General features: G+C 69.9%; 16 protein-coding genes. 7 read left to right on the top strand and 9 right to left on the bottom strand.

All coding sequences use genetic code 11. The features are described from left to right. Nucleotides 1–25: 25 nt before the first annotated feature. Entirely contained in the window at nucleotides 26–2,581 is a 2,556-nt protein-coding gene (gene pepN, locus LXN57_RS43605) for an aminopeptidase N (RefSeq protein WP_251804189.1), read from the top strand. On the opposite strand, the gene LXN57_RS43610 is transcribed toward pepN, so the two are convergent. From LXN57_RS43610 to ctaJ, 3 genes are all read right to left on the bottom strand, one after another. Then, complete coding sequence (locus LXN57_RS43610) at nucleotides 2,501–3,172, bottom strand: Uma2 family endonuclease (RefSeq protein ID WP_251804228.1); 672 nt, start codon at nucleotides 3,170–3,172, stop codon at nucleotides 2,501–2,503. The two genes, pepN and LXN57_RS43610, sit on opposite strands and share 81 nt — an antisense overlap. Before the next feature lie 147 nt (nucleotides 3,173–3,319). Then, entirely contained in the window at nucleotides 3,320–3,700 is a 381-nt protein-coding gene (locus LXN57_RS43615; RefSeq protein ID WP_251804229.1) for a DUF5130 family protein, read from the bottom strand. Nucleotides 3,701–3,764: 64 nt separating this feature from the next. After that, nucleotides 3,765–4,052 (bottom strand): aa3-type cytochrome oxidase subunit CtaJ, encoded by a 288-nt coding sequence (gene ctaJ, locus LXN57_RS43620; RefSeq protein ID WP_251804190.1) that lies wholly within the window; start codon nucleotides 4,050–4,052, stop codon nucleotides 3,765–3,767. Nucleotides 4,053–4,316: 264 nt separating this feature from the next. Here ctaJ and LXN57_RS43625 point away from each other — a divergent pair, with 264 nt between their 5' ends. Next, nucleotides 4,317–4,820: a hypothetical protein gene (locus LXN57_RS43625; protein ID WP_251804191.1), complete on the top strand. Its 504-nt coding sequence runs from the start codon at nucleotides 4,317–4,319 to the stop codon at nucleotides 4,818–4,820. 46 nt (nucleotides 4,821–4,866) lie between these two features. Beyond that, nucleotides 4,867–5,655 (top strand): class F sortase, encoded by a 789-nt coding sequence (locus LXN57_RS43630; protein ID WP_251804192.1) that lies wholly within the window; start codon nucleotides 4,867–4,869, stop codon nucleotides 5,653–5,655. 61 nt (nucleotides 5,656–5,716) lie between these two features. Here the strand turns inward: LXN57_RS43630 and LXN57_RS43635 are convergent, their stop codons facing one another. Continuing rightward, entirely contained in the window at nucleotides 5,717–6,265 is a 549-nt protein-coding gene (locus LXN57_RS43635; RefSeq protein ID WP_251804193.1) for an HNH endonuclease, read from the bottom strand. 232 nt (nucleotides 6,266–6,497) lie between these two features. On the opposite strand from LXN57_RS43635, the gene LXN57_RS43640 reads away from it, so the two are divergent. From LXN57_RS43640 to LXN57_RS43655, 4 genes are all read left to right on the top strand, one after another. After that, the gene (locus tag LXN57_RS43640; protein WP_251804194.1) at nucleotides 6,498–7,574 is read left to right on the top strand and encodes a mechanosensitive ion channel family protein; all 1,077 of its coding nucleotides are present in this window, start codon (nucleotides 6,498–6,500) and stop codon (nucleotides 7,572–7,574) included. A gap of 209 nt (nucleotides 7,575–7,783) precedes the next feature. Beyond that, on the top strand, nucleotides 7,784–9,184 hold the full coding sequence (locus LXN57_RS43645; protein ID WP_251804195.1) for an MFS transporter: 1,401 nt from the start codon (nucleotides 7,784–7,786) through the stop codon (nucleotides 9,182–9,184). Between the two features lie 41 nt (nucleotides 9,185–9,225). After that, the gene (locus LXN57_RS43650) at nucleotides 9,226–9,600 is read left to right on the top strand and encodes a globin (RefSeq protein ID WP_251804196.1); all 375 of its coding nucleotides are present in this window, start codon (nucleotides 9,226–9,228) and stop codon (nucleotides 9,598–9,600) included. 103 nt (nucleotides 9,601–9,703) lie between these two features. After that, on the top strand, nucleotides 9,704–10,957 hold the full coding sequence (locus LXN57_RS43655; RefSeq protein ID WP_251804197.1) for a delta-60 repeat domain-containing protein: 1,254 nt from the start codon (nucleotides 9,704–9,706) through the stop codon (nucleotides 10,955–10,957). Between the two features lie 163 nt (nucleotides 10,958–11,120). Here LXN57_RS43655 and LXN57_RS43660 read toward each other — a convergent pair whose 3' ends face one another. The 5 genes from LXN57_RS43660 to LXN57_RS43680 all read right to left on the bottom strand — a co-directional run bounded on the left by LXN57_RS43660 (nucleotide 11,121) and on the right by LXN57_RS43680 (nucleotide 15,301). Continuing rightward, nucleotides 11,121–11,702 (bottom strand): type III secretion system chaperone family protein, encoded by a 582-nt coding sequence (locus LXN57_RS43660; protein WP_251804198.1) that lies wholly within the window; start codon nucleotides 11,700–11,702, stop codon nucleotides 11,121–11,123. A gap of 131 nt (nucleotides 11,703–11,833) precedes the next feature. Further along, on the bottom strand, nucleotides 11,834–12,493 hold the full coding sequence (locus LXN57_RS43665; protein WP_251804199.1) for a DUF8185 domain-containing protein: 660 nt from the start codon (nucleotides 12,491–12,493) through the stop codon (nucleotides 11,834–11,836). Continuing rightward, a complete protein-coding gene (locus LXN57_RS43670) occupies nucleotides 12,490–12,894 on the bottom strand; it encodes an acyl-CoA thioesterase (RefSeq protein ID WP_251804200.1) in 405 nt (134 codons plus the stop codon). The genes LXN57_RS43665 and LXN57_RS43670 overlap by 4 nt, the downstream gene beginning before the upstream one ends. A 37-nt stretch (nucleotides 12,895–12,931) precedes the next feature. Further along, nucleotides 12,932–14,608 (bottom strand): energy-dependent translational throttle protein EttA, encoded by a 1,677-nt coding sequence (ettA, locus tag LXN57_RS43675; protein WP_251804201.1) that lies wholly within the window; start codon nucleotides 14,606–14,608, stop codon nucleotides 12,932–12,934. 144 nt (nucleotides 14,609–14,752) lie between these two features. Beyond that, complete coding sequence (locus tag LXN57_RS43680; RefSeq protein ID WP_251804202.1) at nucleotides 14,753–15,301, bottom strand: hypothetical protein; 549 nt, start codon at nucleotides 15,299–15,301, stop codon at nucleotides 14,753–14,755. Between the last annotated feature and the right edge of the window lie 65 nt (nucleotides 15,302–15,366).

The following is a 15,366-nucleotide window of genomic DNA, read 5'->3' on the forward strand; positions in this document are numbered from 1 at the left end:
CTTGTGCGCTCAGAGGAGAGTGGCTGTGGCCGGAGTTCGTAATTTGACCCAGGTGGAGGCGGCCGAGCGGGCACGCCTGCTGGAGGTCACCGGATACGACATCACCTTGGATCTGACCGACGGCTACGGCAATCCCGGCGACGGCACCTTCCGCTCCACCACGGTTGTGACGTTCACCTGCCGCGAGCCCGGTGCGGAAACCTTCATCGAGACCGCGGCCTCGTCGGTGCGGTCCGCGACCCTGAACGGCGAGCCGGTCGACCTGACTGGCTTCTCGGCCGAGAAGGGCCTGACCCTGACCGGCCTCGCCGCCGAGAACGAACTGGTGGTCGACGCCGACTTCTTCTACTCGGCCAGCGGCCAGGGCCTGCAGCGCAGCCTCGACCCGGTCGACAAAGAGGTCTACCTCTACAGCCAGTTCGAGACGGCCGACGCCCAACGGGTCTACGCCTGCTTCGACCAGCCCGACCTCAAGAGCGTCTACACCTGGCACGCCACCGTGCCGAAGCACTGGAAGATCGTCTCCAACATGCCGGTCGAGCGGGACGAGGCCGCGGGCCCCGGCGCCAAGACCGTGCACTTCCAGCAGTCGCCGCGGATGAGCACCTACATCACCGCGATCTGCGCGGGGCCGTACCACGAGGTGCGCGACTCGCACGACGGCATCGATCTGGGCGTCTACTGCCGGGCCTCGATGGCTCAGTACCTCGACCCGGACGACCTGTTCCTGATCACCAAGCAGGGCTTCGACTTCTTCCACGAGCAGTTCGGCGTGCGCTACCCGCTGCCCAAGTACGACCAGCTCTGGGTGCCCGACTTCAACGCCGGCGCGATGGAGAACTTCGGCTGCGTCACGCACGCCGAGTCGCACTACATCTACCGCTCGCAGGTCACCGACTTCGAGTACGAGCAGCGCGCGAACACGATCCTGCACGAGATGGCCCACATGTGGTTCGGCGACCTCGTGACCATGCGCTGGTGGAACGACCTGTGGCTGAACGAGTCGTTCGCCGAGTGGGCCAGCCACTGGTGCAGCTCGCACGCCACCCGCTTCACCGACGCCTGGACGACCTTCCTGTCCGTGCGCAAGAGCTGGGGCTACCGCCAGGACCAGCTGTCCTCGACCCACCCGGTCTACACCGAGATGCCCGACCTCGAGGCCGTCGAGGTCAACTTCGACGGCATCACGTACGCCAAGGGTGCGAGCGTCGTCAAGCAGCTGGTCGCCTATGTCGGTGAGGACTCCTTCGTCGCCGGCCTGCGCGCCTACTTCGGCAAGCACGCGTGGGGCAACGCCACCTTCGACGATCTGCTCACCGAGCTCGAGACGGCGTCCGGCCGCGAGCTCCGCAAGTTCGCCGCCCAGTGGCTCGAGACGGCCCAGGTCAACACGCTGCGCCCGATCGTCGAGGTGGGGCCGGACGGCGCCTACACCCGCGTGCTGGTGCACCAGGAGGCCCCGGCCGACTATCCGACGCTGCGCACCCACCGCATCGGGGTCGGCCTCTACGACCTCGAGGGCAAGCGCCTCGTGCGGCGCGACCTGCTCGAGATCGACGTGACCGGCGAGCGCACCGAGATCCCGGCGCTGGTGGGCGTCAAGGCGGCCGATGTCGTGCTGCTCAACGACGACGACCTGTCGTACACGAAGCTGCGGCTCGACGAGGGTTCGCTGGCCGTCGTGGTGCGGCACATCGACGGGCTCGACTCGTCGCTGTCGCGCGCGCTGGTCTGGAACGCGGCGTGGGACATGCTGCGCGACGGCGAGATGGCCACCCGCGACTACGTGACGCTGGTCTGCTCGGGTCTGCCCGCCGAGACCGACATCAATCTCACCACCTGGACGGCCCGGCAGGCGGCCACCGCCGTCGCCCAGTACGCCGACCCGGCCTGGACGCCGACCGGCTGGGCACGGCTGGCCGAGCTGGCCCGCACGTCGCTGGCAGCGGCCGAGCCGGGCAGCGGATGGCAGCTCAGCTGGGCCCGCTCGCTGATCACCACCTCCCGTACGCCGGAGGAACAGGCCGTGCTGCGGGGCTGGCTCGAGGGCACGGGCGTGCCCGAGGGCCTGGTCGTCGACACCGAACTGCGCTGGTCGCTGCTCCAGTCGCTGGCGTCGCTGGGCGCGGCCGGCGAGGAGGAGATCGAGACCGAGCTGAACTCCGACCGCACGGCCAGCGGCGAGCGGGAGGCGGCGATCGCCCGGGCGCTCATCCCCACCGCCGAGAACAAGGCCCGGGTGTGGGGCGAGCTGACCGGCGAGGCCGACCTGCCCAACTGGCTCAACCGCTCCTTGCTCAGCGGCTTCCAGAGCGCCAAGCAGACCGAGCTGACCGTCCCCTACGCCGAGAAGTACTTCGACGTGGTGGCCGACGTGTGGGCCCGCTCGGACAGCGAGCCGGCGCAGGAGTTCGTGCAGATGGGCTACCCGGTCTACCAGGTCAGCGAGCGCACGGTGGAACTCACCGACGCCTGGCTGGCCCGCGACGGGCACCCGGCCTCACTGCGGCGCCTGGTCGCCGAGGGCCGCGACGGCGTCGTCCGCGCCCTCAAGGCCCGAGCGAAGGATGCCGCTGTGTAGATGGCCTCGCTCCGCTCGGCGGGGATTGCCCCACCTAGCTGGGGCTACTCGGACGGGATAGGGGGCGTCGAGCTTGACCGGCTCGGCGCCCTCGATGCTGTGCTGGGCCCGATAGCGGGCGGCGCCCAGCTCGTACGTCCGCAGCACTGGGCTCAGCCGGCCGGGCTCGACCCGCCAGAACGCCGGGATGCCGCCCTCGGCGTACAGCGAGGGCTTGAGCAGACGGTCGAAGCGGCGGGTGGCGCTCGTCTCGACCTCGACGACCAGGGCCACGTCGGCCGGGTCGCACCAGATCGCCCCGGACGAGCGGGGGCGCAGCACGGTGACGTCGGGCACCAGGTTGCTCTGGCCGATCTCGACGCCCAGTCGGTCACAGACCCACCAACCCGGCGGGGCGGCCGCGCGCAGGGTGGTGACGACCGCGCGCACCAGCGCCTCGTGCGACTCGGGCTCGGGCGGTGCGACATGCAGGCTGCCGTCGACGATCTCGTAACGGTGACCGTCCTGCGGGAAGAGGTGCAGATCGGGCTCGGTCCACTGCCCGTCCGGCGCAGTCCACCGGGGCGGGCTGCTCGCCGCGGGACTCGTCATCACCACCCGGACCACCTCCGCGATGCCGCTTGCACGGGGTGATCAGCTTACCTACACAGTGTTGTTACCGCTCGGTTTCGGATTCCGCACAATGACGAGCGCCCCCGTCCCACCAGCGGCGGGGCGAGGGCGCTGTCCTAGATCTGACTAACTGCGGCCCGCGTGAGTGGCCAGCTGGTCGAGACCGGCGACGATGCCACCGGCCAGGTCGCCGCCCGCGAACGCGGCCGCCATGGACAGGCCGGCCAGCTTCGCGTCCCGGTCGGAGATGCGCTTGCGCGCCTCGTTGCCGGTGACGATCTCGAGCTTGCGCTGGTTGGGCGAGACCGCGACGAGCACGCCGTGGTCGGAGTTTTCGACCTGCTTGTGCAGCTTCTCGGCGAACTCGCGGGCCGGCGTCTCGAACTCGCCGAGGTAGACGCTGAAGGTCAGCCCCGTCTCGTCGTTGGCGACGCGCAGCGCGTGGTCGAGCCGGAGAAGCTGTCGGGTGGTGAAGGGACCGTCGGCGGCATGGCTGTGGGCCACGATGGTGTCGCCGCCCGGGTGGTCGAGCTCGGTCAGGGGCTGGTTGTGCCCACCCTGAGCGGCCAGGTCACCAGCTGTCACTTGCGCCTCCTGTCGGACCGGCCTTGATCCGGGCGCCGGTGCTGTCTTCCAGCACGGGACCGGTGAGGGCGGCCTGGCCGTTCCCGCGGCCGGCCGCGGCCGGCTGGTCGTGGCCGACGACCTGTTCCGGCGAGGCCAGGAACCAGATCGGCTGGAACGTGTACGGACGGCCCGGCCGGTAGCGGCGATCAGGCTTCTCGCTGCGGCCGCCCGCCAGTACGAGCGCGGCCACCAGCGCGATCACACCCGCCGGAATGATCAGATAGATCAGCACGGTACTAAGAATCGACAACCTCAACGCCCCCAGGCGCCTGAATTCCCTGATGAATCGAACACCAGTCACGGTAGCGGAGCGACGGACATCCCGAGTCGCCGGGTGTCGCATAGGGCAGGTCTTCAGTCTGGTCAAGGGCGGCCGGCGGACGGCCCGACGGGTCTCACGCCGTCGGGATCTACGCGGAATTGGCCGCGGGGTGCGAAAATCACCCACACGCGCCGTTCGTGCCCACGCGCCCTCGAACGGCAGGAGGGGGAATCGATGCGCTTGTCCGTCCCCGCCGCCCTGGCGGCGCTCGCTCTGGGCCTACCTGTCCTGTTCATCCCGATCTTGCCGGCCGAGCCGGCGGCGGCGGCCCGGGCCGCTGTCTTTCTCGAGTTGAGCCCGAGCACGGTCCCGGCGGGCGACGACGTCGGACTTCGCGCCTCGTGTGACGACAATCTCAAGGCAGCGACGGTCAACTCGGGGCTGTTCGGCACGGTCACGGTGGCGCCGCGCTACGGCTTCCTGACCGCGACCGCGCGGGTGCCCTCGAGCACTCGCCCCGGCGACTACCGGATCGACCTGCGTTGCCCCGACGGCGCCACGGCGTCGGCCACCCTGCACGTGGTGGCCAAGGTGCAGCCGGCCCGCGGCCCGGCCACCGGTGCGGGCGGCACTGCCCCGGGACGCAGCGCGCCCCTGTTGATCGGCAGCGGCCTCGCCGTCATCGCGGCGGCCATCGGGCTCGGCGTGGTCGCCCTGCGCCGGCGGCGGCTCGGCTGAGGCCCGCATGGCCAGCCGACAGCCGCCCCCGGTGCGAGGGCCTCGCATGCCCGAGTCGGTGCTGCGCAAGCGCCCGGCCCAGATCGTCGCCCCGCCGCCCGGCACCATCACGGGGCCACTGCCGCCGCCGCCCCGCACCCGCGGCCGCCCTCCCTTTCGCGCACCCAGCCCCCGCCCGCAACCCCGGCAGCCGCCCCGGCCCATGCGCGGCAAGAAGCCGTGGCCGATCGGCCTGATCGCGCTCGCGCTGCTCTTCCTCGGCCTGTTCGTGGTCGCCATGGGCCTGGGCGCGGCCACCAACCTCGACCTGACCGGGCTGTTCGGCGGTTCGGCGAAGAACCAGCCCCCGCCGCGGGCGTTCCCGGTGCTCGACCCGAGCCGGCCCGAGCGGCTGAGCATTCCGGCCATCAACGTGCGGGCCCCGATCCTCGAGGTGGGGCTGGCCTCGGACGGGTCGGTCGGGGTGCCGCCGCTCAAGCGTCACAACGAGGCCGGCTGGTTCGACGGCGGGCCCACCCCGGGACAATTCGGGCCGGCCCTGATCGTCGGGCACGCGGACACGCGTACGGGCCCCTCGGTCTTCCACGGCCTGCCGAAGCTCAAGCCGGGTCAGCGCATCGAGGTGACCCGGGCCGACAACTCGGTCGCCGTCTTCGAGGTGAACTCGGTCGAGCACTTCGACAAGGGCAAGCTGCCGGTGCAGCGGGTCTACGGCGACTACAGCCGGCCGTCACTGCGCCTGGTGACCTGCGGCGGCCGCTGGGTCGGCGGCAGCACGGGCTATTCCGACAACATCGTGGTCTTCGCGTCCCTGGTCTCCGCGAAGAAGACCTAGGGCATATCTGGTGGATCACGTGGGAGCGAGGCGAGGTCCACCAACTGAGCCCTAGAAACAATCAAGCCGCCTCAGCCGTTACGGCGGGGGCGGCAGGGAGGTCGAGCCAGTCGGCCCAACGGGGGTCGGGCGTGCGGTGTCCGAGAACGCGCCAGGCCACCCCCCGGGGCGCCGCTGGTATCTGGTGGAGCCGCCAGCCGAGCTCCGCCGGGGTCTTGTCGCCCTTGCTGTGGTTGCACTTGGCGCAGGCCGCCACGACGTTGTCCCACGCGTGCAGGCCGCCGCGACTGCGCGGGAACACGTGGTCGATGGTCTCGGCCGAACCTCGGCAGTAGGCGCACCGGCCCCCGTCACGCGCGAAGATCGCCCGGCGGGAGAGGCCGACATGCGTACGGTACGGAACCTTCACGTACCTCGTCAGGCGAACCACGGACGGGACGGGAAGGGTGGTGCGCACACTGTGCAGCAGGCCGTCACCGTCGGAGACGCACTCGGCCTTGGCCGTCAGCACCAGGATGGTCGCCCGACGCACAGATACGACGCACAGCGGCTCGTAGGTGGCGTTCAGAACCAACGCGGATGAGCCCACTGTAGGTCGTATGTCAGGCATCGCTGTCACCCTTCGGGGTTGGTGCTTGTCACCGCTCCTGATGCTTTTGCTCGATCGAATACTGCCCGTGGTCCGGTAGCGAGGCCTCGGCGACGAGGTCCCGTGCGCCAATAGTCCCTGATGGATGACCAAATTGCGAGCACAATCCGTGGCTGGACGGTAAACGTCTGAGGTCACAGCGCTGAGTGGTGGCTGAGAGCCGGCCCGGCCGCGCCCGGTACGGTGGCTCCCCGTGTTGTTGCTAGCCCCCAACCCCGGTCCGAGCTCGCCCACCCCCACCGACTACTTCCAGTCGCCCGACGTGTCCGCGATCTGCAAAACCGATGTCGTCTGCAGCCGGGTCTACGAGTGGACGCACAACCAGTGGCTCGCCAACAGCAGCTACGTGGTCATCGTGAAGCCGCTGCGGATCATCGGCATCATCCTGATCGCCCTGCTCATCCGGTGGCTGCTGCACCGCGCGATCGACCGCCTGACCCACACCTCGAGCCGCGCCTCGATGCCGGCCCTGCTGCGGCCGCTGCGCGAGAAGGTCACGGCCACGGCCGAGGACGGTCAGTTCATCCCCGAGCGCCGGCGGCAGCGGGCCGAGGCGATCGGGTCGGTGCTGCGCAGCTTCGTGAGCGCCGTGGTGTTCACGATGGCCGCCCTGCTGGTCTTCGGTGAGCTCGGCTTCAACCTCGGGCCGCTGCTGGCCAGCGCCGGCATCGTCGGCGTGGCCCTCGGCTTCGGCGCCCAGAGCCTGGTCAAGGATCTGATCGCCGGCCTCTTCATGCTGCTCGAGGACCAGTACGGCGTCGGCGACACGGTCGATGTGGGCGAGGCGACCGGCGTGGTCGAGACCGTCGGCCTGCGCATCACCACCATCCGCGACGCGCGCGGGGTGCTCTGGTACATCCGTAACGGCGAGATCGTCCGGGTCGGCAACAAGAGCCAGGGCTGGGCCATGGTCGTGATCGACATCCCGATCGGCTTCGTCAACTCCGAGCGTGCCATCGCCGTGCTGCGCGAAGCGGCCCAGGCCGTCGCCGAGCTGCCCGACCACCAGACCGAATTCCTGGAGCCGCCCGACGTGGTCGGGGTCGAGCAACTGACCGTCGACGGCGCGACCATCCGGACGATCGCCAAGACCACCGCCGACGGCCAGGCGACCGTCCAGCGGGAGTTGCGGCGGGCCCTGACCGAGGCGCTCGAGGCCTCCGGGCTCTCCGAGCGCATCGCCGCCTCTCGATTGCTGCCGCGCGGTGCGGCGCCTCCGGCGTACCTCGGAAATTCGGGGAACGATCAGCAGCCGGGCGGGGCGAGCTGAGCTGGGATTAGTTCTTCCGGGTGATGTCCGGCCTCGACCGAATGGCCGACAATCCGCCCGTACGCCCTAGCATCGGCTCGGACGATCGGGCAGAATCCGCTTGAGCATTCGCACATGCGGCATCACGTTCCCGTCGGGCGCCGGCCCCGCGCGGGCGTGCCCCGGTGACCGTCTGACCAGGCGGAATGCCGAGATCGATGGAGGGCCTGGTGTCCGAAGACCCGGATGCGCGAACGGCAGCCAGTGCCGACGCGCCTACGGAGAGCGAGCGGCCGATCACGTTCCGTGATCTCTTTGCCATTCGCGAATACCGGGCGCTCTACCTCTCCCTGGTCACCAACTGGGTCGGCGACTATCTGGCCCGGGCCGCCATCACCGTCCTGGTCTACGAGCAGAGCCAGTCGGTGCTGCTGTCGGCGGCAGCCTTCGCGGTGACGTTCCTGCCCTGGGTCATCGGTGGCACCCTGCTCTCGGCTCTGGTCGAGCGCTACCCCTACCAGCGGGTGCTGATCGCCGCCGACATCTATCGCATGGTGCTCATCACGCTGCTGCTGATCCCGCACCTGCCGATCCCGGCCATGCTGCTGATCGTCTTCCTGGCCGCCCTCGGCACCCCACCCACCCAGGCCGCCCGCTCGGCGTTGCAGCCGCTGGTGGTGGGGCGCGAGATGCTGCCCATCGCGGTCGCCACCAACGCCACCAGCGTGCAGGCCGCTCAGGTCTTCGGCTACCTGGCCGGCGCCGCCCTGGCCACCGCGATCAACCCGCAGGTGGCCCTGATCATCGACGTGATCACCTTTGCCGTCTCGGCCCTGCTGATCGCGATCTGGGTGCGGCCCCGGCCGGCCGCGCACAACCGCGCCGAGCGCCGCCACCTGCTGCGCGAGTCGGCCGAGGGTTACCGCCTGGTGTTCGGCTCGACCACGCTGCGGTCCATCGCGATCATGGTCTTCGTTCTCACCATGTTCGCCATCGTGCCCGAAGGACTGGCCGCCGCCTGGGCCGCCGAGGGCGACACCGATCCGGCTGCCCGCGGCCTCAACCAGGGCCTGATCATGGCGGCCGGGCCGATCGGCTTCGTGATCGGCGGCCTGCTGATCACCCGGTTCGCCGGGCCCGCCCTGCGCGACCGGCTGGTGCGGCCGCTCGCCGTGCTGTCGGCGCTCGCGCTGGTGCCGGCGCTCGCCGCGCCGCCGGCGCCGATCGTCGCCCTCATGGTGGCCCTGTCCGGCGCCGCCCAGGGCGGCGTGGTGCCCACCCTCAACGGCAAGTTCGTGCTGATCCTGCCGCACGGCTACCGCGCCCGCGCGTACGGCGTGATGCAGACCGGCCTGCAGTTCAGCCAGTTCGGCGCCGTGATGGTCACCGGCCTGCTCGCCGACCACTTCCGGCTGCCGGCGGTGGTCGGCCTGTGGAGCGTGGGCGGCACGATCGCGCTGGCGCTCCTGGCGTACCGGTGGCCCAGCTCAGCCGCCTTCGCCGCCGCCACCGACGCGGCCGCCGAGAGCCAGCCCCCACCGCCACCGCCGGCTCCGGTCGCTCCCGTCGCGCCACCCGCGCCGCCCCGGCCGGCGGTGGCGACGACCAGCGTCACACCCGAGCGACAGTGACCGCGGCGGTCGCCGCTCCTTACACCTGGCAGGATGGACAGGTGACCGCACCGACCTTCTTCGACGCCGTCGGCGGCGAACCCACGTTCCGGCGCCTCGTCGACCGCTTCTACGAGGGCATCGCCGACGATCCGCTGCTGCGGCCGATGTACCCCGAGGGCGATCTCGCGCCCGCCGCCGAGCGAATGACGCTGTTCCTCATGCAGTACTGGGGCGGCCCCAACACCTACTCGTCGACACGCGGACACCCCCGCCTGCGCATGCGGCACGCGCCCTTCGTCGTGGACGCCGCCGCCCGCGACGCCTGGCTGACCCACATGCGCGCCGCCGTCGATTCCCTCGAGCTTCCCCAGCCCCTGCACGACCAGCTGTGGGACTACCTGGAACGCGCCGCGTACTTCATGGTCAACGCCTGAGCGAGCCGGGCTGATCGTTTCCGGCGGCGTGGCTAGGTCGTTGAGTGGGTGACCAACCCGCCGATCACCTGTTAATTCGGGTATAACGACCAGGAGCTCCGCCATGCGCCGCCGCCTGCTCGCCGCCGCCACCGTCGCCGCCGCCGTCGTGGCGTGCGCGCACCCCGCCGCGGCTGACATGGCCCACTCCACCGTGGTGTCCCCCAACCCCGTCGACTTCACGCCGCACGTGCTGGACGGGACCGTCTGGTCGATGGCCGTGGTCGGTGACACCGTCGTCGTCGGCGGCGCGTTCACCAAGGTCACCGACGCCGCCCGGCGGACCACCCTCGCCCGCAAGAACCTCTTCGCGTACGGCCTGCGCGACGGGGCCATCCGCACCTTCGCCCCGCAGGTCGACGGCGCTGTCTACGCCCTCGCGCCCGGCGCCGACGGCACGGTGTACGCCGGTGGCGCCTTCAAGACCGTGAACGGCGCCGCGCAGCGCGGCATCACCAAGCTGACGCTCGGCGGCCAGCGGGTCAGCGCCTTCACCGCCCGGATCGGGTGGGGCGACGTGCGAGCCGTCCAGGCGCGCGGTTCCCGGCTGTACGCGGCCGGGACGTTCCAGAACATCAACGGCGTCAACCGGGCCGGGCTGGCCCGTCTCAGCTCGGCCACGGGGGCGGTGGACACCGGCTTCGACGCCCGGCTGACCGCCCCCGGTCTCAGCCGCACCCGGGTCGAGCACTTCGACATCTCGCCCGACGGCCGCAAGCTGGTCGCGGTGGGCGCCCTGCTGCGGGCGAGCGGCTACGACCGTACGCAGATCGCGATGTTCGACGTGGCCGGCCCGTCGGCTCAGCTGACCAGCTGGTACACCGACGCCTACAAGCCGCAGTGCATGAAGGGCTTCGACACGTACCTGCGGCAGGTCAAATTCTCGCCCGACGGCTCCTACATCGTCGTCGCCGCCACCGGCCGCGCGTCCTCGCCCGACCGGCTCTGCGACTCGGCGGCCCGCTTCGAGACCGGCGGCACCGGGCGGCGCAACCCGACGTGGGTGCAGCGCACCGGCGGTGACTCGCTCTACGCGGTCGCGGTGACCGGCTCGGCTGTGTACCTCGGCGGGCACCAGCGATACTTCGACAACCCGCACGGCACCGACGCCAAGGGGCCGGGGCCGGGCGCTGTCTCGCGGGTGGGCATCGGGGCGGTCAGCCCGAGCACGGGGCGCGCCCTCTCCTGGAACCCGACCCGCAAGCGGGGCGTGGGCGTCCGGGTCTTCGTCGCCACCCCGCAGGGCCTGCTCGTCGGCTCCGACACCGACCAGCTCGGCAAGGAGTACCACGGCCGGATCGGCATGTTCCCGCTCTGACAGCCTATTTTTCAGGGTGCTGGCACTGACGGGAGCTACCCGCGATTTGCCCGTCGATGAGATGGTGTGCGGTTTTTCGACGCCGCGGGGTTTGCGGCGGCGGAAAACCGTGCGCCATCTCATCGACCTCTCGGGGCAAATCGCCGCGGAGCGAAGCGGAGCCTTATAACAGAGCGCCTTCGTCGTGCAGCCAATCTACGAAGCTTGTGGCTACTGCTGCTCCGCAGTCCAGGAGTTCTGTTAGCAGGGCGTCGTGTGTGCCTGCGGCTAGGGGGACCTGTAGTTCTGCGTATATGGGTAGTTGGCCGCGTTCTGTGGGGTCGCCTACGTAGGCCTTGCAGAAGCGGCGGGTGTGGTTCCACTCGTTGACCACGCGGTAGGCGCGGTCGGCCCAGTCGGGTGGGACCGTTGAGTGCGGGCGGGCGCGCATGACGAGAATTTCGTCGTCGGGGCCCTCCAGCGTGAACAGCACCGCGTGTCGTTCCCACATCGCCAGCAGGCTTCCGCCCCCGTCGGCCAGGAACCGGATGTCGAGCAGATCGAGCGCCTTGCCGATGCGCGTGAGCGTCACCGGAGCGACGACCTCGGGCTCGTCGGTTTTGGCGCCTTCCACCGGGACCGGCAGCCGGCTCGGCTCACGCTGCGCGGGAACACCGACACGCAGAGCGCCGCGCGCCGCCGAATCATCCTCGGCCTCCGGCGCGTTACTTGCCGCCGAGCCCGGACGCCATGACCACCACGGCATCTTTGTGCACCTCACTCCCCAGCGAACCCACCGCCGGACGTAGCGAGTGGATCCGAGGGCCGACGGTACCCGTACCGGTCGCGGAGGTCATCCCCCCAACGGGAGGGCGGGACCGCTCGTACGACCATGCATCACCCTTTCGGGTGACCACCTATAGGCATTACGGTCAATTTCTTGACCGCCTGTAGCCACGCCACTCCATATGGTGCCGAAAGGCCCACCCAGTTCCCCGCCACGCGCACCCGCGTATCCGGAGCCTCAGTCTCCCCCGGACCGAGGAAACCCATCCGGGAAATCGCCTGAACGAGTCGCTGGGAGACCTCCACCGAGCGCCCGGTGGGTGAGGTGACGACGAGCGCCACGTGGTCGAGCAGAGCGTCCCGGACGGCCCGCTGACCCACCGACCGGCCCGCCAGCCCGCCCGCCGAGACCTCGCGCAGGGTGCCGGCGGCGGCCGCGGCCAACCGGCTCAGCTCGGCGCCGGAGACCGCCTCGACCGTCTCACCGCCCGGCGGGGGCAGCGGCCAGCGCCAGTCGGCATCCCGCAGCGTGGGCAACTCGTCGCCGCCGCGGGCCAGCACGTCGAGCAGCTGACCGGCGGCGACCGTGGCGTCGCCCGGACCGTGCCCGGCCACCTCACGCGTGACCAGCACTTCCCACGGCAGCTTGCCCCAGAGGGCGACCCGCCCACCGGTGTTGCGCAACCGCACCGGGGCCGCGGGGTCAAGCCGGGTCAGCCGGGCCAGGAAGGCGCCGGCGTCGGGGACCCCGAGCAGCCCGTGCGCGCTCATGACTCGAGGTAGGGCCGCAGGAACTCGCGCTCGGCCTCGCTGAGCCGGCGCGGGTGGCCGTTGGCCAGGTTGTACGGAACGCAGACCGACCTGGCCCGGCTGGCCGGCACGTCGTCGTCGAACAGTTCATAGGCGACGGTGAACGAGGCCGCGCGCTGCTCGCAGATCCACATCTCGATGCGCACCGGGTCTCCATAGTCGACCGGGCGCAGGTAGTCGACCTCGTGGCGGGCGATGACGATGCCCTCCTCGAACGAGCCCAGCCCGTGCTCGCGCGCGCCGACGAAGAACATGGCAACGCGCGCCTCCTCGTACAGAGTGAGGAAGCGCGCGTTGTTGACGTGCCCGTACGCGTCCATGTCGGACCAGCGCACGGGCACGTTGTGAATGAACTTCTTCACAGGCCCTTTTTCTGGGGTTTTCCGCCGTGGGGCAGAATCAGTCACGCGTCAGCTTGCGGTAGGTGACGCGGTGCGGGCGGGCGGCCTCGGCGCCGAGACGTTCGACCTTGTTCTTCTCGTACGCCTCGAAGTTGCCCTCGAACCAGAACCACTTGTCGGGGTCCTCGTCGGTGCCCTCCCACGCGAGCATGTGGGTGGCAACCCGGTCGAGGAACATCCGGTCGTGGGAGATGACCACGGCGCAGCCCGGGAACTCGAGGAGCGCGTTCTCGAGGCTGCCCAGGGTTTCGACGTCGAGGTCGTTGGTCGGCTCGTCGAGCAGGATCACGTTGCCGCCGATCTTCAGCGTCAGCGCGAGGTTGAGCCGGTTGCGCTCGCCACCGGAGAGCACCTTGACCGGCTTCTGCTGGTCGGGACCCTTGAACCCGAAGGCCGCGACGTACGCCCGGGACGGCATCTCGACCTTGCCGACCATGAGGTGGTCGAGACCGTCGGAGACGACCTCCCACACCGTCTGGGGCCCCTGCAGGCCTTCACGGCTCTGGTCCACGTACGACAGCTTGACGGTCTCACCGACCCGGACCGTGCCCTCGTCCGGCTGCTCGAGCCCGACGATGGTCTTGAACAGGGTGGTCTTGCCGACGCCGTTGGGACCGATGATGCCGACGATGCCGTTGCGCGGCAACGAGAACGACAGGTGGTCGATGAGCGTACGGCCGTCGAAGCCCTTGGTCAGGTCTTTCGTCTCGATAACCGTGCTGCCCAGACGCGGGCCCGGCGGGATCTGGATCTCCTCGAAGTCCAGCTTGCGGGTCTTCTCGGCCTCAGTCGCCATCTCGTCGTACCGGTCGAGGCGGGCCTTGCTCTTGGTCTGGCGGGCCTTGGCGTTCGACCGCACCCACTCGAGCTCCTCGGTGAGGCGCCGCTTGAGCTTGGCGTCCTTGCGACCCTCGACGGCCAGGCGCTGGGCCTTCTTGTCGAGGTAGGTCGAGTAGTTGCCCTCGTACGGGTAGGTGCGCCCGCGGTCGAGCTCGAGGATCCAGTTGGCCACGTTGTCCAGGAAGTACCGGTCGTGGGTGATGGCGATGACAGTGCCGGCGTACTTGGCCAGGTGCTGTTCGAGCCAGCTCACGCTCTCGGCGTCGAGGTGGTTGGTGGGCTCGTCGAGCAGCAGCAGGTCGGGCGCCTCGAGCAGCAGCTTGCACAGCGCGACCCGGCGGCGCTCACCACCGGAGAGCAGAGTGACGTCGGCGTCCGGCGGCGGGCAGCGCAGCGCGTCCATCGCCAGCTCGAGCTGGGCGTCGAGGTCCCAGGCGTTGACGTTGTCGAGCTGCTCCTGCAGCTTGCCCATCTCTTCCATGAGCTCGTCGGTGTAGTCGGTCGCCATCTCTTCGGCGATCTTGTTGAACCGGTCGAGCTTGGCCTTGGTCTCGGCCACCGCTTCCTCGATGTTGCCGAGGACGGTCTTGGACTCGTTGAGCGGGGGCTCCTGGGCCAGCATGCCGACGGTGTAGCCGGGCATCAGGCGGGCCTCGCCGTTGCTCAGCGTCTCGATTCCCGCCATGACCTTGAGCAGCGTCGACTTACCGGCGCCGTTGGGGCCGACGACGCCGATCTTGACGCCCGGCAGGAAGTTCAGGGTCACGTTGTCGAGCACGACCTTGTCGCCGTGCGCCTTGCGCGCCTTCTCCAGGACGTAAATGAACTGGGCCACGGTGCGCCCTACCTCCGTGATCGATGATTTCGTGCCGGATCGGCGCTGGATCAGCGCCGGGAGTTGCAGAATGCAGGGGCAATCTTTCCAGGTGCCCTGTCGGCCTCTGTTAACAACCCCGGTGCACGCTCGCGGATTCCCCTGTCAGTCGATGGGGCGAACGTCGTCGCGCTGCGGCTCGGCCCCGCTCCGATAGGTCAACGTGAACCTTGTCGACGAGATCGCGAAGATGTTGCCGTCCGGCGCCTGCACCTGGTAGCTGTCCTTCCCGATCCTCTTCACGCCGGGCAGGAAGAGAGCGTTCTTGCCCTGGACAAGTGGATTGCTGACGTTCGTCCAGCTCTGGTAATAGAGGCCGCCCTGCGCGTCGGTGCAGATCCACCAGGTGCTGTTGGTCCGATCGGCGTAGACCTTGAGCACCTGCCACAGTTCCGTGGTGTAGCCCTGATCCTCCGCCATGTCGCGCGCGGCTTGGAGGCAGAACGGTCCCGGCGGCTCGAAGCCCGACGTCGACGGCTGCGCCGCCGCCCCGCTCTCCAGCGGCCCGTTGCTGTTGACGCGCTGCTCGTCTCGCTGGCGCTCACCCAGGACGAAGCCCCCCGTCATAGCCATGATCGTCAAGAAAACCGTGGCAATGACCACAGGGAAGAAGATCGGCCGCCGGGGCGGGGAAAGATCAGCGGACGGTGTCACGCGCCCAGGATGGCACCCGGCCGCCAGCTCAGTCCACGGGCGGCGGCGCAGACTGGGCACGCCCC

The sequence above is a fragment of the Paractinoplanes hotanensis genome, assembly GCF_023717965.1.
GTDB lineage: Bacteria > Actinomycetota > Actinomycetes > Mycobacteriales > Micromonosporaceae > Actinoplanes > Actinoplanes polyasparticus.

Coding starts and splice junctions, on each gene's coding strand:
- LXN57_RS43610 (WP_251804228.1), bottom strand. CDS start 3,172: ATGACGAGTCCCGCGGCGAGCAGCCCGCCCCGGTGGACTGCGCCGGAC.
- LXN57_RS43625 (WP_251804191.1), top strand. CDS start 4,317: ATGCGCTTGTCCGTCCCCGCCGCCCTGGCGGCGCTCGCTCTGGGCCTA.
- LXN57_RS43630 (WP_251804192.1), top strand. CDS start 4,867: ATGCCCGAGTCGGTGCTGCGCAAGCGCCCGGCCCAGATCGTCGCCCCG.
- LXN57_RS43635 (WP_251804193.1), bottom strand. CDS start 6,265: ATGCCTGACATACGACCTACAGTGGGCTCATCCGCGTTGGTTCTGAAC.
- LXN57_RS43655 (WP_251804197.1), top strand. CDS start 9,704: ATGCGCCGCCGCCTGCTCGCCGCCGCCACCGTCGCCGCCGCCGTCGTG.
- LXN57_RS43660 (WP_251804198.1), bottom strand. CDS start 11,702: ATGCCGTGGTGGTCATGGCGTCCGGGCTCGGCGGCAAGTAACGCGCCG.
- LXN57_RS43665 (WP_251804199.1), bottom strand. CDS start 12,493: ATGAGCGCGCACGGGCTGCTCGGGGTCCCCGACGCCGGCGCCTTCCTG.